We start from the raw sequence: 25097 nt of genomic DNA, 5'->3' as shown, positions 1-25097 counted from the left end.
ATATTTATCGGGTTGAAGCTCCTATCGTAGGGTATCCGATGTCCGACGACAACAACTCCGTCACCTGGGGACCGAACCTTCTGAAGGCGGTCCAGGAGGTCTCCGAGCAGGCTACCAAACAGCAGCAGGAAGCGCTCCAGCAACTCCTCTCGCGGGCTGGTGCTGCTCCCGGTGCGGCCGCCGGCGCCGGCTCCCCCGACCTCGGCGACATCTCCGAACAGCTCGGGAAGATGACCCAGATGGGGACGTTCAAGACCCGCGTCCAGAGTGGCGGCCGCATCTCGATTCCCGACGCCGAACGGGAGGCCCTCGATATCGAAGAGGGTGACATCGTCCAGACCGTCGTCGTCCCAGTCAAGCGGAACCGCGACGACGACGAGTAGCCCAACACATCAAGCGACCGTCTTTTACCGGTAGCCCTCGTATACCGACGTATGAGCGACAGTAGCGAGAACCCGACCCAGGAGTGGACGAAGCTCGTCGAGAACATGAACGACGCCGTCGCGGAGTCGATGGAGCAGAACATGAAGGCCTCCTCGGCGTTCATGGAATCGTGGAGCGACGCGATGGAGGAGTCGATGCCCGAGCAGGGGGAGATGGCCGAGGCGATGGAAGGGTACAACGACGCCTACGAGGTGTGGCTCGACGCCGCCGAACAGATGTTCGAGCGGACGACCGACGCCGCCGAGGGCGAGGACGTCGCGATGTCGGAGTTCCGCGACATCTGGCTACAGAGCGCCAACGAGGCGTTCAAGCAAGTGATGAGCACCTCGGCGTACGCCGCGGCCAACGGCCAACTCGTCAGTGCGATGATGGACCTCCAAGAGCACACCGACGAGATCAGCGAGGACACCCTCGAACAACTCGGTATGCCGACCGGGTCGGACATCGAGGAGGTCGGCGAACGACTCGTCGAACTCGAACGCCGACAGCACCGCGTCGAGAAGAAACTCGACCGCGTCATCGAGGCACTCGAATGAGCTCGAACAACCCCTTCTCCTTCGCGTTGAACGCCCAACGGGAGTTCTTGGATTCAGCCGTCGAGGCCGCCGAGAAATCGACCGTCGCGGCCGACCAGATGGAGAAAATCGAGAACGTCGACGTGGGGATGACCCCAAGCGAAGTCGTCTACACGGAGAACAAACTGGAGTTGCTCCACTACGAGTCGCTCACCGACGAGCAACATAAGACGCCCATCCTCATCGTCTACGCGCTCATCAACAAGCCGTTCATCCTCGATTTACAGCCCGACCGCAGCGTCGTCCGGCGACTGCTGGAGGCGGGCCACGACGTGTACCTCGTCGACTGGAACGAGCCCTCGAAACTCGACCAGCACCTCACGCTGGACGACTACGTCAACCGCTACATCGACAACTGCGTCGACGTGGTCAGAGAGCGCTCCGGAGTCGACCGCATCAACATCCTCGGCTACTGCATGGGTGGGACGATGACCGCGATGTACACCGCTCTCCACCAAGAGAAGGTCCGGACGCTGGGACTGATGGCCGCCGGCCTCTGTTTCGACGACACCGGTGGCGTCCTCGAGTTGTGGGGCGACGACGAGTATTACGACCCACGTGACGTCGTCGATGTCTTCGGCAACGTCCCCGCGGAGATGCTCGACGTCGGCTTCGCGCTGATGGACCCCGTCGCCAACTACGTCTCGAAGTACGTCCGACTGTACGACAACATCGAGAACGACGACTTCGTCGAGAACTTCGCCCGGATGGAGCGGTGGCTCGGCGAGGGCATCGACCTCGCCGGGGAGGCGTACATCCAGTTCCTCGAGGACATCTATCAGGAGAACAAACTGTACAACAACGAACTGTACTTGAACGGAACGCACGTCGACATCACGAAAATCGACGTTCCCATCCTCCAGATTACCGGCGAGTACGACCACCTCATCCCCTCGGAGTCGAGCAAGCCGTTCAACGAGGTCGTCGGCAGCACGGACACCGAGATCATCGAGTATCCGACGGGCCACATCGGACTCGCGGTGTCGGGGTCGAGTCACCGCGACGTCTGGCCCCGTGTCGCCGAGTGGTACATCGAGAAGTCCACCGACGACCCCGAACATCTCGATGCGGTCGAAACTGCCGTCGAGGAGGCGACCGACCAGATCGGCATCAAGGAAATCGACGTGGACCTCGAAACCGACGAGGAGGCAATCGATGCCGAAGCGGGCTCCATCGAGGAGGCTGTCGCCGAGGAGGCCGACGAGGAAATCGAGGACGAAGCGGTCGGCCCCGCCGGCACCGAGGGGTCGGACCTCGAAGAGCTCGACGGCATCGGCCCGACGTACGCCGAACGGCTCCGGGAGGCCGGCATCCGAACCGTCGCCGAACTCGCCGACGCGGACGCCGAGACCGTCGCCGAGGCTGCGGAGGTCGGTACTTCGCGTGCGGAAGACTGGATTCAGCAGGCGGCGAACTGATACGACGGCAACGAACTGATTCGGCAGCGACGTGTTATGCCGCCGTCGGATAGCCGGCGGCGGCCGGTCGTGCCGGCGGGGCCGTCGGCTCCGGCAGCGTCGGCGGGTTCGACGCCGCAACGGCGGTGTCAGCCGGCGCGGTCATCCCCGAAAACTGCAGGCGGACGTAGCCGAGATACGGGACGCGAAGTTCGGCCGTACCGATTATCCACTCGGGTTTGACGACCGTCGAGACGCCCATTATCTGGTCGTAGTTGGGGTTGGCGTCGCCCAGCGTGACGAACCCGGCGTGGGGGGCCGGACACGTCTGGACCTGATTGCAACTGACGGAACCGCTGACGTCGGGGTCGGTCCGCTGGACCCAGTTCTCGCCGGCTTCGACCCACAGCATCGACCGATGTATCACCGGCGTCTCCGTCGGGTCGCCGTTCGGCATGAACACGATTACGTCGCCGTATCTGTTGAACTCGGTGTGTCCCGTCTCGCGTGCGATGTCGGCCGGAATCACCCCCGTCGATTTCCCCTCGTGGACGGGCGCGTCCTCCGGGACGAACCGCTCGTTGTCGACGACGAACACGAGGTCGCCGGTCTGCATATTGGGCACCATGCTCCCCGACTCGATGGCGACCATCGGCGGCCAGATACCGCTGATGGCGAAGAGAATCAGGCCGACGGCCAGGACGGCCGCGACGCTCGTCACCACGTCCCGCATGTACAGAACGACTTCCTTGTCGGTCGTCCAGAACCACTTGAACCAGCCGACCACGCCGGATGGTCGTTCCTCCCTCGGGGCGTCGCCGGCGTCGGACGGTTCGTTCGGCGGACCGGAACCGTCCTCTCGGTCGGTCATTGCAACCCCGTAGCGTCCCGGTCCGTTTGAACGTTCTGGGTCCGCTACGCTTTTGCCCGCCGACAGCAACCTCCGTCTGTGCCAAACGAGGAACCGGCGCGTCTGGCCACCGAACTCGCCAGCCACGGCTACACCGCCGACCGGGAGGCGATTACGCTGCTCGCGCGTGCGGAGAACCCCGCGGAGGCGCTGTTGGTGGCCGTCGAGGCCACGCCCGACGACGCGCTGAAACTCTCGGCGGCCGACGTTCGTGATGCCCTCGACGGCACGCCGAGAGGGCGACGAGACCCGATTTCGGGAAGCGAGGAGGATGCGGCGGCCGAATCGACGGCGGCCGCCGCCGCGACGGACACGACAGCGACGACCGACGCGCCGGCGACGCCTACAAGTGGTGCCGACCGCTCGACCGAAGACCCCTCCGTTTCAAGTGGAACCTCACGAACCCAATCGAGCGGTTCCGGGAGTGTGTCTCCAGTTGAAACGAAGGGGTCTTCAGGTGGCAGGGACACAGACCCCTCGCTGCGCTCGCTGGAGATCGGCAACGACATGACCGGCCACTCGACCGGGACCGGCGAGTACGAGGACTTCGTGGCGACGTTTCGGGACCGCTACGACCGGCTTTCGGGAAAGCTGAAGGGTCGGGTCAACCACCGCAACGCGACGGCGCTGCAGGCGAGTCCCGGCGGCGGCGACGCCGGCATGGTCGGGATGGTCTCGGACGTCCGCTCGACCGCGAACGGCCACTGGATTATCGAGTTAGAGGACACGACGGGCGTGTTCCCCTGTCTCGTGATGAAGGACAAGGACATCGCCGACCTCGTCGAGGAGTTGCTGTTCGACGAGGTCATCGCCGTCGACGGGACGCTGTCGGACGACGGGAGCATCATGTTCGTCGACAGTCTCCACTTCCCCGACGTCCCCCGGACGTACAAGCCCTCGACGGCGGACCGCCACGTCCAGGCCGCGCTCATCAGCGACGTCCACGTCGGCAGCGAGGAGTTCATGGTCGACGCCTGGCAGCGGTTCACGTCGTGGCTCCACACCGAGGAAGCCGAGAACATCGAGTATCTGCTGTTGGCCGGGGACATGGTCGAGGGCGTCGGCGTCTACCCCGACCAGGACGAGGAACTCGACATCGTCGACATCTTCGACCAGTACGAGGCGTTCTCGGAGCACCTCAAGGAGGTCCCCGGCGACATGGAGATCGTCATGATACCCGGCAACCACGACGCAGTCCGGCTGGCGGAGCCGCAACCCGGCTTCGACGAGGAGTTGCGGGACATCATGACCGCACACGACGCCCGCATCGTCTCGAACCCGGCGATGGTCTCCGTCGAGGGCGTCTCGGTGTTGATGTATCACGGCGTCTCGCTGGACGAGGTCATCGCCGAACTCCCCGAGGAGAAGGCCAACTACGACGAACCGCACAAGGCGATGTACCAACTGCTAAAGAAACGCCACGTCGCGCCGCAGTTCGGTGGCCACACCCGACTGGCCCCCGAGGAGAAGGACTACCTCGTCATGGACGAGGTGCCCGACGTGTTCCACACCGGCCACGTTCACAAACTCGGGTGGGGGAAGTACCGGAACGTGCTGGCGGTGAACTCCGGCTGTTGGCAGGCCCAGACCGACTTCCAGAAGAGCGTCAACATCGACCCCGACGCCGGGTTCGCGCCGATTCTCGACCTCGATACGCTGGAGATGACGGTTCGGAAATTTACCTGACCACCGGTTTGCCGAATCGGCCACGTATCACGGCCACTCGAGAGAGGGAATCGAGGTGGTATTGACAGAAGCTAGCACATCTCTGATTTCTATAAATTGTTAATAAATATCGCGGCAAAGAACGGTGTGTGACGGTGTCACATCGTCACCCTTATGTACTCAGTGTCAGCTATGCATATGCATGGCACAGGACACGGCCACTCCGGAGACGGTTTCCGAACCCGAGGTCATGGCGTCCATCGACGGCGACGCGAGCGGCGAGCGGCTCATCATCGCAGAACTCAGCCGGGAGGACGCATATCTTGCCATGTCAACGGAAACCACCGTCGACGTAGACGACTGGCGGTAGCCGGGTGGCTCGGGGGGACGGGGACGCGTTTCGACGCCGAGGGCGTAGCGGCCGCGCTGTCGGCCGGTATTCGATGCTCGACGCCGAGCCGCGAACCCTCCGCGGCGAGTGACGCCGACCGAAGGAGCGTACCTTTTTGGCTGCCGCCGTCGTTGCCGTGGATATGGATTACCAGCGCGTCGAGGGCGACCGCGAGTACGTCGCTCGACTGGAACACGGACGGGACTGGCGCGAGCAGATCGAGGCCTTCGCCGACGAGGAGGGAATCGATTCGGCGTTCTTCTTCGGCCTCGGGGCGGTGCAGGACGCGACCGTCTACTTCTACGACCAGACCGAACAGGAGTACTACCCCGTCGAGTTCGACGAACCGTTCGAGGTGACGACGGCGCTCGGAAACGTCTCCCATCTGGACGGCGAGCGCTTCGCCCACACCCACGTTACCCTCTCCCGGGAGGACGGCTCGATGGTCGGCGGCCACCTCGATTCGGCGACCACCTTCGCCGGCGAGTTGTACCTCCGGGAGTTCGACGCCCACCTCGAACGCGAACACGACGACGTGACCGACCTCGACCTCTGGCCGTTGTAGATGCGAGACGACGACGAAGCGTACTTCGAGCGGTTGGAGGACGGCCTCGACGAGGCGATGGAACTCGCCCGCGAGGCCCGACAGCGCGGCGGCGACCCCACCGAGGACGTGGAGATTCCCATCGCCAAGGACATGGCCGACCGCGTCGAGAACATCCTCGGCATCGACGGCGTCGCAGAACGCGTCCGAGAGATGGAAGAGGACCCCGACCTCTCGCGGGAAGAGGCGGCCCTCGAACTCGCCGAGGACTTCGCCGAGGGGAGAGTGGGCGACTACGACTCCAAGGCGGGGAAGGTCGAAGGCGCCGTCCGGACCGCCGTGGCGCTGTTGACCGAGGGCGTCGTCGCCGCGCCCATCGAGGGCATCGACCGCGTCGAAATTCTCGACAACGACGACGGCACCGAGTTCATCAACGTCTACTACGCCGGCCCGATTCGTTCGGCGGGTGGGACCGCACAAGCGCTGTCGGTGCTGGTGGCGGACTACACCCGGACGCTCATCGGCATCGAAGAGTTCAAACCCCGCGAGGAGGAGGTCGAACGCTACGCCGAGGAGTTGGCGCTGTACGACAACGAGACCGGCCTGCAGTACAGCCCGAAGGACGCCGAGACGAAGTTCATCGCCCGGAACATGCCCATCATGCTCGACGGGGAAGCGACGGGCGACGAGGAGGTCTCGGGGTTTCGGGATTTAGAGCGCGTCGACACGAACAACGCCCGTGGCGGGATGTGTCTCGTCCTGGGAGAGGGTATCGCCCAGAAGGCACCGAAGATTCAACGGTACACCTCCCAACTGGACGAGGTCGACTGGCCGTGGCTCCAGGACCTCATCGACGGGAGCTACAAGAAAGACAAAGGGGAGAGCGGTGACGCCGAGACGGAAGACGACGGCGGCGACGAAGAGGCCGTAGAGAAGTCCGAGGACGCCGAACCCGCGGAAGACGCCGAATCCGAGGGCCACGACGGCCCGCCGCGTCCGGAGCCTTCGACGAAGTTCCTCCGGGACCTCATCGCCGGCCGACCCGTCTTCGGTCACCCCTCCGAAGAGGGTGGCTTCCGACTTCGCTACGGTCGTTCGCGGAACCACGGCTTCGCGACAGCGGGGGTCCACCCCGCGACGATGCATCTCGTCGACGACTTCCTCGCGACCGGCACCCAAATCAAGACCGAGCGCCCGGGGAAGGCCGCCGGCGTCATCCCCGTCGACAGCATCGAGGGGCCGACGGTCAAACTCGCCAACGGCGACGTTCGCCGCATCGACGACCCCGCCGAGGCCTTAGAGATACGCAACGGCGTCGAGGCCATCCTCGATTTGGGCGAGTACCTCGTCAACTACGGCGAGTTCGTCGAGAACAACCACCCGCTGTCGCCGGCCTCCTACACGCCAGAGTGGTGGAAACACGATTTCGCGGCCGCCGGCGCCGACGTACAGGCCCTAGAGGACTCCCCGCGTGTGGACCTCGAACACCCCGACACCGAACGCGTCCTCGAGTGGGTCGACGAGTACGATGCTCCCCTCCACCCCGAACACACGCCCCTCTGGCACGACCTCGATATCGAGCGGTTCGAGGCGCTGGCCGAGGCGGCGAGCGACGGCCACTGGGCCGAAGCCGACGGCGCCGCCGTCGCACCGAGCGACTCGACCACGGCCGCCAACCGCACGCTCGTCCTCCCCCGAACCCAACCCGTCCGGGAGGCGCTGGAGGTGCTCATCGTCGAACACACCCAGGGCGAAGAGACGCTGACGATTCCCGACGCCGTGCCGCTGGTGCGTTCGCTCGGTCTCACCGACGACCTCGAGCGGACGTGGGAGCCGGGCGAGTTGTCGTCAGCCGCTCAGAACTACGACGGCGGCGAAAACGCTGTGAAGGCCGTCAACGAAGTCGCACCCTTCGAAGTACAGGAACGAGCGCCGACCCGCATCGGCTGTCGGATGGGTCGCCCCGAGAAATCCGAGAAGCGAGACCTCTCGCCGGCGGTTCACACCCTGTTTCCCATCGGCGAGGCCGGCGGCTCCCAGCGTGACATCGCCGCCGCCGGCAAACACGCCGAAACCATGCAGGACACCCCGGGCATGGTCGAGGTGCAAGTCGGACGGCGGAACTGCCCCGACTGCGGCACCGAGACCCACCGCGCACGCTGTCCCGACTGCAACGCCGTCACCGAACCCCACTACGTCTGTTACGACTGCGACATCGACGTCGAACCGGACGAGGCCGGCCGGGCTATCTGTCCGCGCTGTGAGCGGGAGGCCGACGCCGTCCAGACGAAGACCATCGACGTCAACGACGAGTACCGCACGGCGCTGTCGAACGTCAAAGAACGGGAGAACGCCTTCGACGTGCTGAAAGGCGTCAAGGGACTCACTTCCGAGCACAAGGTCCCCGAACCAATCGAGAAGGGTGTCCTCCGGGCGAAGAACGGCGTCTCCTCGTTCAAAGACGGCACCGTCCGCTACGACATGACCGACCTCCCCGTCACGTCGGTCCGGGCGTCGGAACTCGACGTGACCGTCGGCCAACTGCAGGCGCTCGGCTACGAGGAGGACATCCACGGCCAACCGCTCACCCACGAGGACCAACTGGTCGAGTTACGGGTCCAAGACGTGGTACTCTCCGACGGCGCCGCCGAACACATGATTCGGACCGCCGACTTCGTCGACGACCTGCTGGAGCAGTACTACGGACTCGACCGCTTCTACGAACTCGAAGACCGCGACGACCTCGTCGGCGAGTTGGTGTTCGGGATGGCACCTCACACCTCCGCCGCAGTTGTCGGAAGAGTAATTGGTTTCACCTCGGCAGCAGTCGGGTACGCGCATCCGTACTTTCACGCCGCTAAGCGTCGGAACTGTTTCTACCCCGAAACGAAGATCTGGTATCGAGACGAAGGTGGAGCGGTCCGTCACGAAGACATCGAGTCGTTCGTCGAGGAGCGCCTCGACGAGGGGAGCGTAGAGCGAGACGACTTCGGAACCATCGTCTCGCACCTCGATGACGCCGACTCCGTACCCCAAGTCCCATCGATGCGTGACGATGGCTCGCAGTCGTTACAACCAGTCAGCGCCGTGAGTAAACATCCCGCCCCGGAGCACATGGTCCAAATCACGACTCGTTCGGGGCGTGAGCTCACCGTTACTCCGGACCATCGGGTTCACACCTACGACTCGGAACTCGACCGAATCGTCTCTGCCGAGGCACACGAACTGGACGAATCCGACCGACTGGTCACGCCACGAAACCTCGATAGCGTTCCCGCATCGGAAGCCGAACAACGGTTCGACCTTCTCGCAGCGTTCCACGACGAGCCGAGTATCGACAACGACCGCCTGATGGTGAAAGGACTCACAAAAGACCGGTTGTACGAGCTGTTCACCGAGTGTCTCGAAGACGAGTGGAGCGGCCAGTTCTACCCCCTACAGAGCACCGCAGAGTACCTCAGTCTCACAAAGAAGCGACTGAGCAACTACCTCTATCGGGAGAGCGTTCCGGTTTCGCTCCTCTTGGAGTTCTTCGATACGACGGCGGAACTACTCGATTTCGTTCCCGACAACGTTCGATTGGGAATGAAGCGGAACGGAACCGAGATGAATCGGACCATCGAACTCAACGAGCGGGTCGCGACGCTGCTCGGCTACTACGCGGCCGAAGGGTTCGCCCGGGCACAGGAGACCCCGAAGGGGACGATTCACCAGACGACCATCTGTGGGACGGAGACCGAAGCCCGCGAGTTCTTTTTGGAAGTGCTCCGAGAGGAGTTCGGCGTCGAACCGTACGAGGAAAACGAAGCGAAGGTGACGGCATCGGGTCGCCTTCTCCGGACCTTCGTCGACTCGGTTCTCGACGCTGGAGCCCTCGCACACACGAAGCGAGTTCCGCAACCGGTGTTCGACGCGCCCGACCGCATCGTCGGTGCGTACCTCAGTGGGTACTTCAGCGGCGACGGTTCCGCTGACGACGCTGCGCCCCGTGTTACTGCTAGCACGGTCAGTCGCGAACTCAAGTCGGACTTGCTCGGACTCCTCACCCGACTCGGAATCACGGCGCAAGTGAACCATCGCCCGCAGGTCCTGCTGCGCGAACAGTTCCCGGAGTTCTACGAGAACGGCGACGACTCACTATCCCGACGCGGATACGAAATATACGTTTCACGCGACGATGCCGTCCGCTTCGCGGAAGTGGCCGGGTTCCACCTCTCGCGAAAGGACCGAACACTGAACGAGCAGGTTACCGAGGTTCGGTCGGCCGACAGAGCGGCCTACTGCTACGATGGGGGGACCGACGACTACCTACTTGACCCCATTGCGGAGGTCGAATACGTCGAGTCGGAGACCGACTACGTGTACTGCCTCACGGTCGAAGAGACGCACTCGCTGATTACAGAAGACCTATCAGTTCGACAATGTGACGGAGACGAAGACTGCGTCATGCTTCTCATGGACGGACTTCTCAACTTCTCGAAGTCTTTCCTCCCGAACCAGCGCGGGGGGCGGATGGACGCGCCACTGGTCATGTCCTCCCGTATCGACCCCGCCGAAATCGACGACGAGGCTCACAACATGGACATCGCCTCGTCGTACCCGCGAGAGTTCTACGAGGCGACTCGGGAGATGGCCGACCCCGGCGAGGTCGAGGACCTGGTCCAAATCGGCGAGGACACGCTCGGAACCGACGACCAGTACCGCGGGTTCGAACACACTCACGACACGACCGACATCGCACTCGGCCCGGACCTCTCGGCGTACAAGACCCTGGGCGACATGATGGAGAAGATGAACGCCCAGCTGGAGCTCTCCCGAAAACTCCGGTCGGTCGACGAGACCGACGTGGCCGAGCGAGTCATCGAGTACCATTTCCTGCCCGACATCATCGGGAACCTGCGGGCCTTCTCCCGACAGGAGACGCGGTGTCTCGACTGCGGGGAGAAGTTCCGTCGGATGCCGTTGACCGGCGACTGCCGGGAGTGTGGCGGCCGGGTGAACCTCACCGTCCACCAGGGGTCGGTGAACAAGTACATCGACACCGCGATTCAGGTCGCCGAGGAGTACGGCTGTCGTGAGTACACGAAACAGCGGTTGCAGATTCTCGACCGCTCACTGGAGTCCATCTTCGAAGACGACACCAACAAACAGAGCGGGATTGCGGATTTCATGTGACGCGACCTTTTTGCCCCATGCCGGCACAGTAGGGGGTAGATGGAACGCGAGGAGTTGGAGACGATTCCGGGCGTCGGCGCGAAAACCGCCGAGCGCTTGGCCGAACTCGACGACCCCGAGGCCGCGCTCGCGGCGGGCGACGTGGCGACGCTGGCGAGGGCACCCGGCATCAGCGACGGGCGGGCGGCCCGCATCGCTCGCGCCGCGATTCGGGACCGACACGGCGACGACGGCGACTTCCTCGCGACTGCCCGTGCACGAGAAATCTACGAGGACGCGCTCGGATTGCTCCAGGAGCGTGCGGTCACCCACTACGCCGAGAAGCGGTTGGAGACGCTGTATCCGAGCGCCTCGGAATCACGAATCGAAGAAGTTCGGACGTTCGCCAACGAGGCCGTCGAGCGCGAACCGACCCCGGAGGTCCGCGAAGCGTTGGAGGGCGTCGAACCCCTCGAAGCACCGCGGGACGTTCGAGTTCGGGACCGGTGTCTGGCGACGAACGACGCCGAGACCTACTCCGAAGCGCGGGAGGCCGTCCCCGAGATGAGCGTCGAGTTGGTCGAAGACGCCCGCGGCATCGCCGATTTGGCGCGGGGGTACTCGACGGTCGTCGTTCTCGATGCCGGGTTCACCGGCGTCGAGGTCGACGGCGACGTTCGAGTCGAACCGAACGCACTGGAGGACCCGGTGAGCATCGTCCCCGAGCGGACGCTGGCCTTTTTCGCCCGCAATCGAGACCGACTCCAAGCCGCTGCGGCCGTCCATCGAGCAGCGGGTATCGACGCACCCTGTGACATCGATACGCTTGACGAGGCGCTGTCACGGCTCAACGAGGACGGAACCGTCGCCGGTGACGACGACCTCGAAGCCCTCGAAGACGCGGTTTCGGACCTCGACGCCGCCGTTTCGATGGCCGAGGGCGTCGCCAACGACCATCTCCGGGAGGCCATCGAGGAACGCGACGTGACAATCGAGGGGACCGACTTGCTGTCGTTGGTCGAGCGCGGCGCGGGCGTCGACTCGTTACTGGAACGGGAGTTGGCCGACGAGTTCGCGGCGGCCGTCGAAGCAGCACGGGACCGGTTCGTCGACACGCTGGGCGTCGAGGACTACGAGTCGCTGGCGCGGCAGGCTTTCGGCGAGGAACCGACGTTTCCAGTCGAACACGACGAGCGCGTCGTCGAGCGGTTGCGCGAGGAGTTGACCGCCGAGCGCGACCGACGGGCCGCGCGGTTGAAGCGGGACCTCGCCGACGACCTCGGCGAGATGCGCAACCCCGCCGAGGAACTCGTCGACGCGGCGCTGGAACTCGATGTCGAGCTCGCAATCGCCCGGTTCGACGAGGACTTCGACTGCGTGTTTCCGACGTTCGAAGGGCGGGGGTTCGAAATCGAAGGGGGTCGGTCCCCGCTGCTCGACGTTGATTTCGAGGCGGTCGAAGCGGTCGATTACGGCGTCGAGGGCGTCGCGTTGCTCTCGGGCGTCAATAGCGGTGGGAAGACGTCGACGTTGGATTTGGTCGGACTGGTTGTCGTCCTGGGACAGATGGGCCTGCCCGTGCCCGCCGAGAGCGTCCGACTGGAGCGATTCGAGGCGCTGCACTATCAGGCGAAGACACAGGGAACGCTGGATGCGGGTGCCTTCGAGTCGACCCTCCGGGAGTTCGGCTCGCTGGTCGCCGGCGAGCGGACCCGCCTCGTGTTGGTCGACGAGTTGGAATCGATAACCGAACCCGGCGCGAGCGCCGTCATCATCGCGGGTATCCTGGAAGCGCTAACCGAGAGCGACTCCACCGCGGTGTTCGTCTCGCATCTCGCAGGCGAGATACGGGAGGCCGCCGCTGTCGACGTGACCGTCGACGGAATCGAGGCTCTCGGCCTCGAAGACGGTGAATTGCAGGTGAACCGCTCGCCGGTCAAAGACCACCTTGCCCGGTCGACGCCGGAGCTCATCGTCGAGAAGTTGGCCGAAGAGGGCACCGACGACGTGTTCTACAGCGATTTGCTGGAGAAGTTCGACTGAGACGGACCCGAAGGCCCGGCCGGGGCCTACCCGCTCCCCCGAAGGCTTAACACCCGCCCCAGCGTGGTGAAAGTGAAATGGCGGACGACGACATGCTGTCGTGGGACGAGTCGGTGTTCCGCGACGAGCACGTCCTCGAACTGGATTACCTCCCGGAGGCGTTCTTACACCGCGACGAGCAGATGGAGACGCTGAAGTACGCCCTCCGGCCGGCCGTTCGCGGCTCCCGACCGCTGAACGTGATGGCTCGGGGACCCCCCGGGACCGGCAAGACGACGGCCGTCCAGAAACTGTTCGACGAACTCACGAGCGTCAGCGACATCGAGGTCGTCCGTGTGAACTGTCAGGTCGACTCGACGCGATACGCCGTGTTCTCGCGGCTGTTCGAGGGACTGTTCGACTACGAGCCGCCGACCTCCGGCATCTCGTTCAAGAAACTGTTCGGACAGATTACCGACCACCTCGTCGAGGAAGACGAGGTCCTTGTCGTCGCGTTAGACGACGTGAACTACCTCTTCTACGAGGACGAGGCCTCCGATACGCTGTACTCGCTGCTTCGAGCCCACGAGGCACACTCCGGGGCGAAGATCGGCGTCATCGTCGTCTCATCGGACCTCGATCTGGACGTCATCGAGGAACTCGATGGTCGAGTCCAATCGGTGTTCCGCCCCGAAGAGGTGTACTTCTCGGCGTACGGCGAGCGCGAAATCGTCGACATTCTCAGGGAGCGCGTCGAGCGTGGCTTCCGAGAGGGCGTCGTGGGGACGCAAGTCTTAGACCGGGTGGCCGAACACACCGCCGACAGCGGCGGTGACCTCCGGGTCGGTATCGACCTGCTCCGACGGGCCGGCCTGAACGCCGAGATGCGCGGGTCGACGGAAGTGAGCGTCGAGGACGTCGACGACGCCTACGAGAAGGCAAAGTACGTCCATCTGTCGCGGCATCTCCGTGGGTTGTCCGAGTCGGAAGCCGCCCTCGTCAGAGTGCTCGCGGAACACGACGGCAAACGTGCCGGGGACGTCTACGAGGCCTTCAGCGAGACGACCGACCTTGGCTACACTCGCTACTCCGAAATCATCAACAAACTCGACCAGCTCGGCCTCATCGACGCGGAGTACACCGACGTCGAGGGACGGGGCCGTTCGCGGGCGCTGTCGCTGTCGTACGATTCCGACGCGATTCTCGACCGACTGGAAGAGTGAGAAGCGGGAGGAGTCCTGTTTCGACTCGAAACCGAGTGGTGCGAGCGTTCCGGTTCAGCGGTCGCCCGGTTCGTCGCCCATCCACTGCTCCGGTACCTGAATGACGTAGCGGCCGTTCTCCTGGAGGGCGATGATGTACTCCTCGCGGTCGTACAGTTCCATGAGGTTGAGTTCGTACTGGCCGGGTTCAACGATTTTGATGGACTCGAACTGGTCGTTCAGTTGCTCGCGGAGTTCGGTGAGGTCGGGGTCGTCGCCGGACGGTTCGCTGACGACTCGACCGCCGGATTCGGGTTCGACGTCCGCCAACCCCCCGTTGTCGGTGTCGGCGTCTCGCTCCGATTCAGGGAGTTCCGTCGAGGAGACGACATCGGACCGGGCGCTGGCCTGTGCAAGGTCCTCGTCGTCGGCCGCCCGCTGTTTGCGGCGGGCGTCCGCGTCGATGATTTCGCCGTCCGATTCCGTCGTCGAGGAGGAGTCAGACCCCGTCGTCGACGGGGCGTCCGTCGCCGAACTCGAAGCCTCGGTCTCGCTCGGCCACTCGGCGTTCGGGTCGGGTGAGTCCTTCGGAGTGTCGGGCCTCGTGGAGACGAAATCACGGACTTTCGTCGTCGCGCGACCGACCGTTTCGGCGACCGACGAGTCAGGGGTCTCCGGTGGGTCCGGTGGCTCTTCGCTCGAAGGAGTTTCTTCTGGACTCTCCGGAACCGGCTCACCTTCCGGATGGAACTGGAACTTGTTGCCACCACACTCCGGACAGCCGGACAGCATCTCCTTGGAGCCGTCGGCGAACGTGTGGCCGCATCCGGTACACTGGTGTGGCATAGGGTGGTAGTTCGCGCCTTACGTGCGCGTGATGAGGGTACTGATGAGGGTCTCGTCTTTGTGAAGCGTCTCGATGCGGTTCGCCGGACCGATGACGGTCAGTTTGTTCGGCTCGTCTTTCCCCATGATGCGGCCGAGGAACCCGCTGTCGCCGCTGTCGCCGCCCGGATACGTTTCGATTTCGATGCCGGTGAAGCCGTCGGGGTTGATTTCCGACATCGTCACCTCGATGAGTTTCGACTCCTCTTCGGGTTCCAGCCCTTCCTCGAGGATGACGATGTTACCGTCGTGGACGCCGTCGAGGATGAGGCGAATCTTCTCCATCGTCCGCATGTCCTGCATCCGCTCGGCGCTTATCATGTCGATCTGGATGCCGTCGCCCAGTCCCTCGCCGTCGTCGTCGGTGGTTATCTCGGGCATGGTGTCACCCGAAGTACTCCGCTATTTTGTCGTACACTTCGTCCATGTTGTCTCCCTCCAGCGCCGACAGCGGAACCGTCTCGTGTTGGGGGAACGCGTTGCTGATTCGCTGAACGCTTGCCTCTTCGAGGTCGATTTTGTTCGCGAAAATCAACACCGGCAGGTCCTGGCTCTCGATGATGCCGATAAGCATCGTGTTCACCTGCGTGAACGGGTCCTCGGTCGCATCGAGGACGTAAATGACGCCGTCGACGTCCTCCCGAAGCCAGTGCATGGCCTCGGCGACCCCTTCGGTCGCCTCGCGGGAGCGACGGACGGCGTCGTCTTTCTCGATGTCGTGTTCGAGGAACTCCTTGTAGTCGACTTTCGTCGTGACGCCAGGGGTGTCCACCACGTCGATGGTGACGGACTTGCCGTTTCGCTTGATCTCCACGTTCTCCTTGCGACGTGCGCGTCGCGTCTCGTGGGGAACGTGGCTCTCGGGACCGATGGCGTCGCCGGTCCAGTCGCGAGCGATACGATTGGCGAGCGTCGTCTTGCCCGCGTTCGGAGGGCCGTAAATGCCGATTCGCTTCGGCTCGCTGCCCGCAAACAGGCTCGACGTCGCCCGGGAAATACTCGATTTGAGTTCGGTTAACAGTCCCATCTCATCCTCCCGCGGCCCCGATTTCGACTCGAAATCGGAGTCGCTCTGCACGTACTACCATACCGCATTCACTTAACTGTGTGTCAGACACACGTAACGGAACGGACAGAACCTTCGGCGTTTCGACCGACGTAAGCCCCGAATCCCGACGTATCGGGGGACTCACTCGAAGGGAGTCGCCGTATTCATCGCCGGATATGCACCGCACGTGTTCCGAGACTATGCACCGCACGTACTTCGAGACGGTCGACGAGGAAACTCCGACAGCACTCGCTCGAGGACCTCTCGGTCAGTGACTGCTCAACCAGCGACTGCTGGTCGGTTGGTTTGGTCAGTGGGTTTGGTTAGTGGGCTGGGTCACTGACGGTTCGCCTGTGGATTCCCGGTCGAATTTAAGCAGAGTCGATGGGCGAGACACCCCCACCCCCCTGTTTCAACTGGAACGGTGAGAAGGGGCGGGTGGGTGTGTTGGGAAGGGCGGGGAGTTGTTAGTATATCTAGATTTAGTGAACGAACTAGGCTAGAATATCGGTTGCTAGCTCCAGATTCCTAGCAACACAACAAGGAAAACAACTAGACTAATTCCTTTCTTCTCTAGTGCGGCTTTGGTTTAAGTCTACTGTATATAAATCTTACTTAGTTAGGAGACACCTCAGCCACGATTACCCCACCCATCCCCTCTCGCGTTCCACTCGAAACAAAGGGGTGTGGGGGTAATCCCCTCCGTTTCCCGTGCATCAACTGGAACCCTTATTCACCGTCACCTCACCACCACCTCACCGGCTCCGAGACCTTCTCAAATGGGTCCCGACCAGCGACCACGAGTCCCGAATTCGACCGTTACACTCGTCTTACCTCCTCGGTATCCGCTCGTAGGACCGTCCTAAACCCAGCTACTGAGCCCGTGTCCGTCACGACCCCTCGAGCGTGACGGGCCGAATACAATCCCGTCGAGACTGAATCAATCGTAGTTTCAGGTAATCGCACCGCAACGTTTAATACCGCATTCCACCATCGGTTCCCCTGCATCAATTGGACGGCCGAATTCGACCTGATTCCACACAGCAGGCGTCTATCGCCTCTCTCTGGCCTGCTCGGCCGTCGCGCAGGGACGTTCCACCTGAAACAGGGGGGTTCAGAACGATGACAGACGACGATTCGAACACATCAACTGACGGAGGTGATAGTTCGGCGGTATCCGACGACTCGGACGTAGGTACCTCGACCACCGAGGAGAGCCGTGGCTCCACCGACGACTCGGCCTCGACAGCGACGGATGGGTCCGAGAGGACCGACCCGGCGACTGGTGAGGGGGAGGTACCGGCACCGGAATCCGAAGAAATAGCCCCAAATGACGGTGATTCTCCACCGGAAGCGGAGGGGTCGGCCGTCGACGCCAGCGTCGACGCCACGGACGTCGACACACAGGGACGCAGCGTCGACGGGTTCTCCGGGGATGTCGATTTGGAGGACCTCGACCTCGACGCCGCCGCCGACGAGGAGGCCGACGAGGCCTCTCGTGGCTTGTTCGACGACTTGCTCGAAGGCGAACCCATCTTCGAGAACAAGGAGGTACTCCGTCCCTCCTACACCCCGCGGAAACTCCCCCACCGCGAGGAGCAGATCAACAACATGGCGACCATCCTCGTCACGGCCCTGCGCGGGGAGACGCCGTCGAACATTCTCATCTACGGCAAGACGGGGACCGGAAAGACCGCCAGCGCGAAGTTCGTCTCCGAGGAGTTGGAGACGACCTCCGAGAAGTACGAGGTCCCCTGTGAGGTCGAGTACATCAACTGCGAGGTGACCGACACCCAGTACCGCGTGCTCGCACAGCTCGCGAACAAGTTCATCGAGAAAAACGAGGCCTACATCGAGCGCCGACTCGACGAACTCGACGACCTTCGAGACGACGCCGCGGCGGACCCCTCGGTTCTCGAGGACACCGAGTTCGACAGCGTCGCGGCGGTCGAAACCAAGATTCGGGACCTCGAAGACGACCTCGAGGAGTTCGAACCCGTCCCGATGACGGGATGGCCGACCGACCGGGTGTACTCGACGTTCTTCGACGCGGTCGACTACCACGAGCGCGTGGTCGTCATCATGCTCGACGAAATCGACAAACTCGTCGAGAAGTCGGGCGACGACACGCTCTACAACCTCTCGCGGATGAACTCCGAGTTAGAGAACTCCCGGGTGTCGATTATGGGCATCTCCAACGACCTGAAGTTCACCGACTTTCTCGACCCTCGCGTCAAATCCAGTCTCGGCGAGGAGGAAATCGTCTTCCCGCCGTACGACGCGACACAACTCCGGGACATCCTCCAACACCGTTCGGAAATCTCGTTCAAACCCGACACGCTTTCTGATGACGTGATTCCACTGTGTGCCGCTTTCGCCGCACAGGAACACGGCGACGCCCGTCGGGCGCTGGACCTGCTTCGAACCGCGGGTGAGCTCGCCGAACGCGACCGCACTGAGACCGTCGAGGAGAAACACGTCCGTCACGCCCAGGAGAAAATCGAACTCGACCGCGTCGTCGAAGTCGTTCGGACGCTCCCGACCCAGTCGAAACTCGTCCTCTATGCCACCATCCTCTTGGAGGAAAACGGCGTCCACAACATCAACACCGGCGAGGTGTTCAACATCTACAAGCGACTCTGTCAGGAGATCGACGCCGACGTGCTCACCCAACGCCGCGTCACCGACCTCATCAGCGAACTCGACATGCTCGGCATCGTCAACGCCGTCGTCGTCTCGAAGGGTCGCTACGGCCGAACGAAGGAAATCAGCCTCTCGGTTCCGCTCGACGAAACCGAGGCCGTCCTCCTCTCGGATTCCCGGGTCGGTGAAGTCGAGGAAGCCCAACCGTTCGTGCAGGCGCGGTTCGACAACTAACGACCTTTTTGCACGCTCGGCGCTGCGCGCCTCGCGGCAAAAACGTCCTCAGAAATCGAAGATTTCTGATGGGCTGCGTCAGAGCTTTGCTCTGACGAACGTCGATGAAAAAGACACTGCGGGCCTCCCTATGGTCGACCCTTGGTCCCACGCTCGCGCCTGGGGCGCTCGCGTGGTGAAACGCCTCGCTATCGCTCGGCGTACAATAGCATTCACAAGCACCGCGGGCACGAGCTGGTCACTCCGTTCGCTCGCGGATGCTCGTCCTCTACTGAACCCCTTCGTTTCGTATGGAGAATCGTATCCTTACCCGCCGACGACGGCCTCGGCTTCAACCTCGACGACGTACTCGGGGCCGATGAGACTCGACACCTCGACCATCGTCGAGGCGGGGCGTACGTCCCCGAAGAACTCGCCGTGGACCTCACCCACCGTTTCCCAGTCGTCGGCGTCGACGACGTACATCCGGGTTCGAACCACGTCCTCGCGACGACCGCCGGCGTCCTCGATGGCGTCGACGACGATTTCCAGCGCTCTGCGGGTTTGTCGTTCCGGGTCGCCGGGCGCGACGGGGTCGCCGTCTTCGTCGGTTGCCGTCGTCCCCGAAACGAGGATTCTGTCGTCGACGGCAATCGCTCGGGAGTAGCCGACCTTCGGTTCCCATTCGGTGCCCGTGGAGACGCGGTTCCGTTCCATACGTCCTGCCGTGGCGCCGACCGCATAACTCCGACGCGACGGAACTGAAGGCTTTAAACGGGTTCCCGCGGAACGCTCGCATATGAGTCAGGCCACCAAAGTCGTCCTCGGAACGGTCGGCGTCTCGGTCGTCGTCGCCCTCGCGTTGCTCGTCGTCATCTCGATGGCGTGAGGCGGGATGTTCGAACCACGTGAACTCGACGGGGAACTCGAAGCGCTCCGGGAAGCGCAGGCTCCCGGGACAATCGTCCTCGACACGGAGGGCGACTTCGAGACGCTCCCGCCCGAAGTCGCGGAGAACCTCCTCCCGATAGTCGATTCGCTGGACCCGCTTGCCTACCCCGAGGCGTGGGTTCCCGACGACGCACCCGAAACGCTCCACCGAATCGCGGGTGGGGAGTTCACCATCGGCGCGCCGGGCGACGGCGGCGTCGCGTGGACCCGACAGACCGACCCGCCGGTCGTCTTCGTCAAACCGCGACTGGAGGGGTCACCACAGGGGTTCATCGATTTCCTCATCGCCAACGCCGTAGTCGAAATCGGCACGGGCCTCCCGGAACAGTTCCTCGGGTTCTTCGAGGACCGATACGCCGCGTTGGACGAGGCGGTGCTGCTGTCGTCGGCCGACACCTACCAACTCGCCGCGGCGCTGTTCGACGCCTACGTCGGTTTGCACACCCGCGACGTCTTCGAGAACTGGGACGACGAGTACCCGAGACTGTACGAGGAGTGGGTCGACGCCGGGGAGCGCCTCGAACCGCGGTTGTCCGGCCTCTCCGGCGACGTCGCGAGGGGACGCACCGACTTCGCCGACGGCGCCGAACTGGCCTGTGCGGCGGTCAAACACGATGTCGATATCCCGACGCCGTTCGCGGCGTTGAACACGGATGCCTACCGCGACCACGGCGCCGATTTCGCGGTCCGGTGGGCCGAGAAGACGTTCGAGGCGTTGGGCGGGGACTGATTCTCCTCGGCGCTATTGGAACGCCTGGAAGCCGGTGAGGTCGTGGCCGAGAATGAGAGTGTGAATGTCGTGGGTGCCCTCGTAGGTGTAGACGGTTTCGAGGTTCGTCATGTGCCGCATCGGCGAGTAGTCGGCGGTGATGCCGTTGCCGCCGATCATCTCACGGGCGATGCGTGACTGGTCCCGTGCCATGCGGACGTTGTTCCGCTTGGCCATCGAGACGTGTTCGGGCCGCAACTCGCCGCGCTCCTTGAGGTCGGTCAGTCGGTAGATGAGCAGTTGGGCGAGCGTAATCTGGGTGGCCATCTCCGCGAGTTTGTCCTGCTGCAGTTGGAACCGCGCGATGGGGCCGCCGAACTGCTCGCGGTCGGTGGCGTACTGCCGGGCCGTCTCGAAGCAGTCCCGTGCGGCGCCGACGGCGCCCCAGGCGATGCCGAACCGCGCCTGGGTCAGACACGAAAGTGGCCCCTTCATCCCTTCGACGCCGGGGAGGACGTCGCTTTCCTCGACGCGGACGTCGTTGAGGTGAATTTCGCCCGTAATCGACGCGCGAAGCGAGAGTTTCTCGTCGATTTTGTTCGTCGTCACGCCCGCCTTGTCGGTGTCGACGAGGAACCCGCGGACGGTGTCGTCGTCGGAGCGGTCCTTCGCCCAGACGAGGGCCACGTCGGAGATGGGGGAGTTCGTAATCCAGGTTTTCGCGCCGTTGAGGACGTAGCCGTCGCCGTCGGCTTCGGCGTGGGTCTCCATCGCCGAGGGGTTCGAGCCGTGTTCGGGTTCGGTGAGGCCGAAACAGCCCACCTTCTCGCCCGACCCGAGGTCCCAGAGGTACTCCTCCTTCTGTTCTTCGCTACCGAAGGAGTGAATCGGATACATGACGAGGGCGCCCTGGACGGAAGCCATCGAGCGAAGCCCCGAATCGCCGGCTTCCAGTTCCTGCATCAGGATGCCGTAGGCGCGCTCCGAGAGGTTCGGAAGACCGTACCCGTCGAGGTTCGGCGCGTAAAAGCCCAACTCGCCCATCTCGGTGATGAGTTCCTTCGGGAAGGTGCCCTCAATCCAGTGTTCGCCGACGTCGGGCTTGACGCGGTCCTCGACGAAGTCACGAGCGGTGTCTCTGACCATCCGCTCTTCTTCGGTGAGGTCCGCCTCCAAGTTCACGTAATCCAACATACCAACCCCTTGGAGTGCACCACCAAAAACGCTCGGCCACGCAGTCGGAGTTGTCGACGGTCGGCCGCGGAAAAAATCAGTCGTCTGCAGCGGGTTCGGTCGTGTGAGTTACCGCTCGTCGGAAGTTCTCGAAGATATCCTTCGCCGCCAGCGCCTCGGCGTAGCGCTCCTCGGTGATGTCGGCACAGACCGATTCGATGAGCTCGTCGGCGAGGTGGTCTTTTCCGCGGACGACATCCTCGGCGGTTTCGGGGTCGTACTCGGGGTGGGACTGCAGTCCCCACACCCGACCGTGACGGAAGCCGTGGATGCCGTAGTCGTTTTCGGCGATGCGGTCGGCCCCGTCGGGGAGTTCGGTCACTGCATCCGAGTGCGTCGTGAACACGGTGAACGACTCGGGGATGTCCTCGAAGATGTCGTCACCCGTGTGCTCGACGGTTCGGTAGCCGAGTTCGTACTCGTCCATCGGTTCGACCGTGCCGCCGAGGGTGTCGGCGAGCAACTGGTGGCCCCAACAGATGCCGAGCGCCGGCAGGTCGTGTTCGATTGCGCCGCGAACCCACTCTCTGGTCGCCTCTATCCACGGTTCGTCGGCGTACACGGACGACCGCGACCCGGAGACGACGACGCCGTCGAAGTCGTACCCCTCCGGAAGTCGGCCCTCCGAAACCCCGAACACCGAGAGGTCGGCGTCGAGTTCCCGTCGGAAGTTCCGTGAGGTGTTGGGGTCGCCGTGGGAGGCGTCCAACAGCGCGATACGTGGTCGCATTACTACCCGGTATCACAGCCACGGTCAAAAGGGCCGCGCCGCCGGGAAGGTTCGCGCCGACCTGTGACGCCGCTCGTCCGACCGAACCGTCGCTCAATCGTCGCCAGCAGCCGTCTCGTCGATAAAATCGTCTATCGCGTCCGTCACAGCTGTGGCGTGTTCGACGAAGCAGAACCGCTTGCCCTCGACGGCCTCGAAGCGGCCCCGCGGGAGGTCCTCGGTGAGGTCCCGCCCGGCTTCGATTGGAACGATGGGGTCGTCGACGCCGTGACACACCAGCGTCGGCAGGGTCAGTTCGTACAGCGGGCCGGCCTCGAAGGAGCGGACCGCTTCGAGGTGTCCGGTTCGGGCCTCGCCGGTGGCGTCTTCCTCGCGGCGCCACTCGACGATGCGGTCGATGAGTCCGGTTTCGGCGAAGAATCGGTCGGAAAACGCCAGCGCCAGCGACTCCCGAAGCCGCGTCGGGTCGGCCGGGTGAAGGGTCGCCAGCGTCTCGCTGTCGACGTGGTCACCCGAGGCGGCCGCCCCGAACAGCGAAAGCGAGCGGGCGCGGCCGTACTCCCGAGCGTACCGGAGTGCGACCATCGCACCCAGTCCGGCGCCGACGAGGTGGACGCGCCGAACGTCGGCGGCGGCGAGGATGGCCTCCAGGTCGGCGGCAAACCGGTCGACGGTGTACGGCGCCGCGGAATCGGAGCCGTCGGTGCCGCGCGGCGCGTAGACGAGCGTCCGATACGGCCCGGTCAGCGATGGTGCCTGCCACCCCCACAGCCACGGGCCGCTCGCGGCGTCGGGGACGAAGACCACCGTCGGCTGGTCGTCGTCGCCGGCGAGTTCGTAGTACAGGGTCGTCCCGTCTGTCGTGACCGTCGGCATACGCGCTCCGACGGGCGGTAGCCTCAAGCGCGTTGTGTTCCCCGACGACCGTCCGAACGCCTTCGCCGGCACACACTTGCCGCCGGCGGGCCAAGCCCGCGACATGACCCCCGAGGAACTCCGCGCGGATATTCCGGCGTGTGACGACTGCGTGTACCTGAACACCGGCGCGAGCGGGCCGAGTCCCCGACACGTCGTCGAGGCGACGGTCGAGGCCCAGCGGAGCCACGAGTTCGACGCCTGCCGGAGTGACCACTACGAGGCCGCCGCCGAGACGAAGGACGCCGCCCGGGAGCACATCGGCGCGTATCTCGGCTGTCGCCCCGCCGACGTGGCGCTGGTCGCCTCGACGGGTGACGGCATCAGTCGAATCGCCAACGCCGTCGAGTGGAGCGCCGGCGACCGGGTGGTCCGGACCGACCTCGAACACCCCTCCGGCGTCCTCCCGTGGCGTCGACTCGAAGCGGAGGGAATCGAGGTCGTCACCGTCCCCTGTCCCGACGGGCGACTCCCGATGGATGCCTACCGCGAGGCGGTCGCCGACGCGCGGTTAGTCTGTCTCAGTTCGGAGAGTTGGCTCCACGGGACGCGATTGAACGTCTCGGAGGCGGTCGACATCGCCCACGAGGAGGGAGCGCTCGTCGTCGTCGACGCGGTTCAGACCGTCGGCCAACACCCCATCGACGTGACGGAGTGGGGCGCCGACGCGGTGTGTGCCTCGGGCCACAAGTGGCTGCTCGGGCCGTGGGGGGCGGGGTTTCTGTACGTCGACTCCGACTCCATCGCGGAGTTCCGGCCGCGACACATCGGCTACAGCGGGACGGTCGACTCGACGGGTCCTGACCTCGAGTACAAACCCGAGGCCGCCCGCTTCGAGGTGTCGACCAGTTCGGTCGCGCCGTACGCCGGTCTCGTCGCGGGTCTCGATACGCTCTCCGAAATCGGCTTTTCGACCGTCGAGTCGCGCATCGAGCGGTTGACCGACCGACTGAAAGGGGGGCTGGGCGACCGACTCGTCTCGCCGCAGGCCTACGAATCCGGGCTCGTCGCCTTCGAAGCCGACGACGCCGAGGGGTTCGTCGCCAGAGCCAGCGAGGCGGGCGTCGCGGTCCGCGACGTTCCGTCGGGCGACGTTCGCGCGTCGGTCCACGCCTTCAACACGGCGGCCGACGTCGACGCGCTGTTGGAGTTGTTGTGAAACTGTAACGTTCACGGTCCTTCACGGACGAAACTTCGGTTTTCGGGCGTTCGAGCGGTTCTCCCTCGCGGTTCGACATCCGTTCACACGCTATTATTATGTGTGTCGGGTCCAACCTACCTGACATGCCGGAATGCCAGAACTGTGGCGCGTTCGTGACGGCAGCGTACGCACGGGTTTTCACGCCGAACGGAATCGAGAATCCACGCGTCTGCCCCCAGTGCGAAGACAAGATTCGCGACGGCTCGGACGTTCGCGAGGCGCGTTCGACCCGTCGCACGTGACCGACACCGGCTTCTGACCGTTT

22 protein-coding genes are annotated in these 25097 nt (G+C 63.9%); 14 read left to right on the top strand and 8 right to left on the bottom strand.

The genetic code is table 11. The features are described from left to right. Nucleotides 1–38 precede the first annotated feature (38 nt). From HWX69_RS03665 to phaC, 3 genes are read left to right on the top strand one after another with little or no spacing between them, the layout of a single operon-like run. Nucleotides 39–383, top strand: a complete 345-nt coding sequence (locus HWX69_RS03665; RefSeq protein WP_156709047.1) for an AbrB/MazE/SpoVT family DNA-binding domain-containing protein — start codon at nt 39–41, stop codon at nt 381–383. 51 nt (nt 384–434) lie between these two features. After that, complete coding sequence (locus tag HWX69_RS03660; protein WP_178915754.1) at nt 435–980, top strand: poly(R)-hydroxyalkanoic acid synthase subunit PhaE; 546 nt, start codon at nt 435–437, stop codon at nt 978–980. Continuing rightward, nucleotides 977–2437 (top strand): class III poly(R)-hydroxyalkanoic acid synthase subunit PhaC, encoded by a 1461-nt coding sequence (gene phaC, locus HWX69_RS03655; RefSeq protein ID WP_178915753.1) that lies wholly within the window; start codon nt 977–979, stop codon nt 2435–2437. Before HWX69_RS03660 ends, phaC begins: the two co-directional genes overlap by 4 nt. A 34-nt stretch (nt 2438–2471) precedes the next feature. Here phaC and HWX69_RS03650 read toward each other — a convergent pair whose 3' ends face one another. Next, a complete protein-coding gene (locus HWX69_RS03650) occupies nt 2472–3287 on the bottom strand; it encodes a S24/S26 family peptidase (protein WP_178915752.1) in 816 nt (271 codons plus the stop codon). Between the two features lie 78 nt (nt 3288–3365). Here HWX69_RS03650 and HWX69_RS03645 point away from each other — a divergent pair, with 78 nt between their 5' ends. From HWX69_RS03645 to HWX69_RS03620, 6 genes are all read left to right on the top strand, one after another. After that, entirely contained in the window at nt 3366–5012 is a 1647-nt protein-coding gene (locus HWX69_RS03645; protein WP_178915751.1) for a DNA-directed DNA polymerase II small subunit, read from the top strand. A gap of 181 nt (nt 5013–5193) precedes the next feature. Further along, a complete protein-coding gene (locus HWX69_RS03640; protein ID WP_178915750.1) occupies nt 5194–5361 on the top strand; it encodes a DUF7556 family protein in 168 nt (55 codons plus the stop codon). A 163-nt stretch (nt 5362–5524) separates the two neighbouring features. Continuing rightward, nucleotides 5525–5947, top strand: coding sequence for a PPC domain-containing DNA-binding protein (locus tag HWX69_RS03635; protein WP_178915749.1), 423 nt, complete (start codon nt 5525–5527; stop codon nt 5945–5947). Continuing rightward, nucleotides 5948–11101 (top strand): DNA polymerase II large subunit, encoded by a 5154-nt coding sequence (gene polC, locus HWX69_RS03630; RefSeq protein ID WP_178915748.1) that lies wholly within the window; start codon nt 5948–5950, stop codon nt 11099–11101. Nucleotides 11102–11140: 39 nt separating this feature from the next. Next, entirely contained in the window at nt 11141–13123 is a 1983-nt protein-coding gene (locus HWX69_RS03625) for a helix-hairpin-helix domain-containing protein (RefSeq protein WP_178915747.1), read from the top strand. Nucleotides 13124–13200: 77 nt separating this feature from the next. Continuing rightward, nucleotides 13201–14325 carry an ORC1-type DNA replication protein gene (locus HWX69_RS03620; protein WP_178915746.1) on the top strand — a complete coding sequence of 375 codons (1125 nt, stop codon included), beginning with the start codon at nt 13201–13203 and terminating at the stop codon, nt 14323–14325. A 54-nt stretch (nt 14326–14379) separates the two neighbouring features. Here HWX69_RS03620 and HWX69_RS03615 read toward each other — a convergent pair whose 3' ends face one another. Genes HWX69_RS03615 through HWX69_RS03605 form a run of 3 tightly spaced genes read right to left on the bottom strand, consistent with a single transcriptional unit; the run spans nt 14380 to nt 16216 of the window. Beyond that, nucleotides 14380–15150 (bottom strand): Zn-ribbon domain-containing protein, encoded by a 771-nt coding sequence (locus HWX69_RS03615; RefSeq protein WP_178915745.1) that lies wholly within the window; start codon nt 15148–15150, stop codon nt 14380–14382. An 18-nt stretch (nt 15151–15168) separates the two neighbouring features. Further along, nucleotides 15169–15570 (bottom strand): DUF2073 domain-containing protein, encoded by a 402-nt coding sequence (locus HWX69_RS03610; protein ID WP_178915744.1) that lies wholly within the window; start codon nt 15568–15570, stop codon nt 15169–15171. Between the two features lie 4 nt (nt 15571–15574). Continuing rightward, nucleotides 15575–16216, bottom strand: a complete 642-nt coding sequence (locus HWX69_RS03605; RefSeq protein ID WP_156709057.1) for an Era-like GTP-binding protein — start codon at nt 16214–16216, stop codon at nt 15575–15577. 1143 nt (nt 16217–17359) lie between these two features. Between HWX69_RS03605 and HWX69_RS03600 the strand changes: the two genes are divergently transcribed. Beyond that, the gene (locus tag HWX69_RS03600; RefSeq protein WP_218644660.1) at nt 17360–19114 is read left to right on the top strand and encodes a Cdc6/Cdc18 family protein; all 1755 of its coding nucleotides are present in this window, start codon (nt 17360–17362) and stop codon (nt 19112–19114) included. Between the two features lie 306 nt (nt 19115–19420). Here the strand turns inward: HWX69_RS03600 and HWX69_RS03595 are convergent, their stop codons facing one another. Next, nucleotides 19421–19810 (bottom strand): RidA family protein, encoded by a 390-nt coding sequence (locus HWX69_RS03595; RefSeq protein ID WP_178915743.1) that lies wholly within the window; start codon nt 19808–19810, stop codon nt 19421–19423. 82 nt (nt 19811–19892) lie between these two features. Between HWX69_RS03595 and HWX69_RS18470 the strand changes: the two genes are divergently transcribed. Then, nucleotides 19893–19982: an adenosine deaminase gene (locus tag HWX69_RS18470; RefSeq protein ID WP_218644659.1), complete on the top strand. Its 90-nt coding sequence runs from the start codon at nt 19893–19895 to the stop codon at nt 19980–19982. A 6-nt stretch (nt 19983–19988) separates the two neighbouring features. Then, entirely contained in the window at nt 19989–20774 is a 786-nt protein-coding gene (locus HWX69_RS03590) for a DUF7089 family protein (RefSeq protein ID WP_178915742.1), read from the top strand. A 12-nt stretch (nt 20775–20786) separates the two neighbouring features. Here HWX69_RS03590 and HWX69_RS03585 read toward each other — a convergent pair whose 3' ends face one another. The 3 genes from HWX69_RS03585 to HWX69_RS03575 form a co-directional block, all read right to left on the bottom strand. Continuing rightward, complete coding sequence (locus HWX69_RS03585) at nt 20787–21947, bottom strand: acyl-CoA dehydrogenase family protein (RefSeq protein WP_178915741.1); 1161 nt, start codon at nt 21945–21947, stop codon at nt 20787–20789. A gap of 76 nt (nt 21948–22023) precedes the next feature. Next, on the bottom strand, nt 22024–22716 hold the full coding sequence (locus tag HWX69_RS03580; protein ID WP_178915740.1) for a type 1 glutamine amidotransferase: 693 nt from the start codon (nt 22714–22716) through the stop codon (nt 22024–22026). Nucleotides 22717–22809: 93 nt separating this feature from the next. Beyond that, nucleotides 22810–23592 (bottom strand): alpha/beta fold hydrolase, encoded by a 783-nt coding sequence (locus HWX69_RS03575; RefSeq protein ID WP_178915739.1) that lies wholly within the window; start codon nt 23590–23592, stop codon nt 22810–22812. A gap of 103 nt (nt 23593–23695) precedes the next feature. On the opposite strand from HWX69_RS03575, the gene HWX69_RS03570 reads away from it, so the two are divergent. Next, a complete protein-coding gene (locus HWX69_RS03570; protein WP_178916594.1) occupies nt 23696–24790 on the top strand; it encodes an aminotransferase class V-fold PLP-dependent enzyme in 1095 nt (364 codons plus the stop codon). Between the two features lie 125 nt (nt 24791–24915). Beyond that, nucleotides 24916–25074: a DUF7563 family protein gene (locus HWX69_RS18465; protein ID WP_418766777.1), complete on the top strand. Its 159-nt coding sequence runs from the start codon at nt 24916–24918 to the stop codon at nt 25072–25074. Nucleotides 25075–25097: the final 23 nt, after the last annotated feature.

Origin of the sequence: Natronomonas gomsonensis (assembly GCF_013391635.1) — an archaeon.
GTDB lineage: Archaea > Halobacteriota > Halobacteria > Halobacteriales > Haloarculaceae > Natronomonas > Natronomonas gomsonensis_A.
Note: the sequence above shows the minus strand (reverse complement) of the source record. Positions and strands in the feature narration are given on the sequence as shown.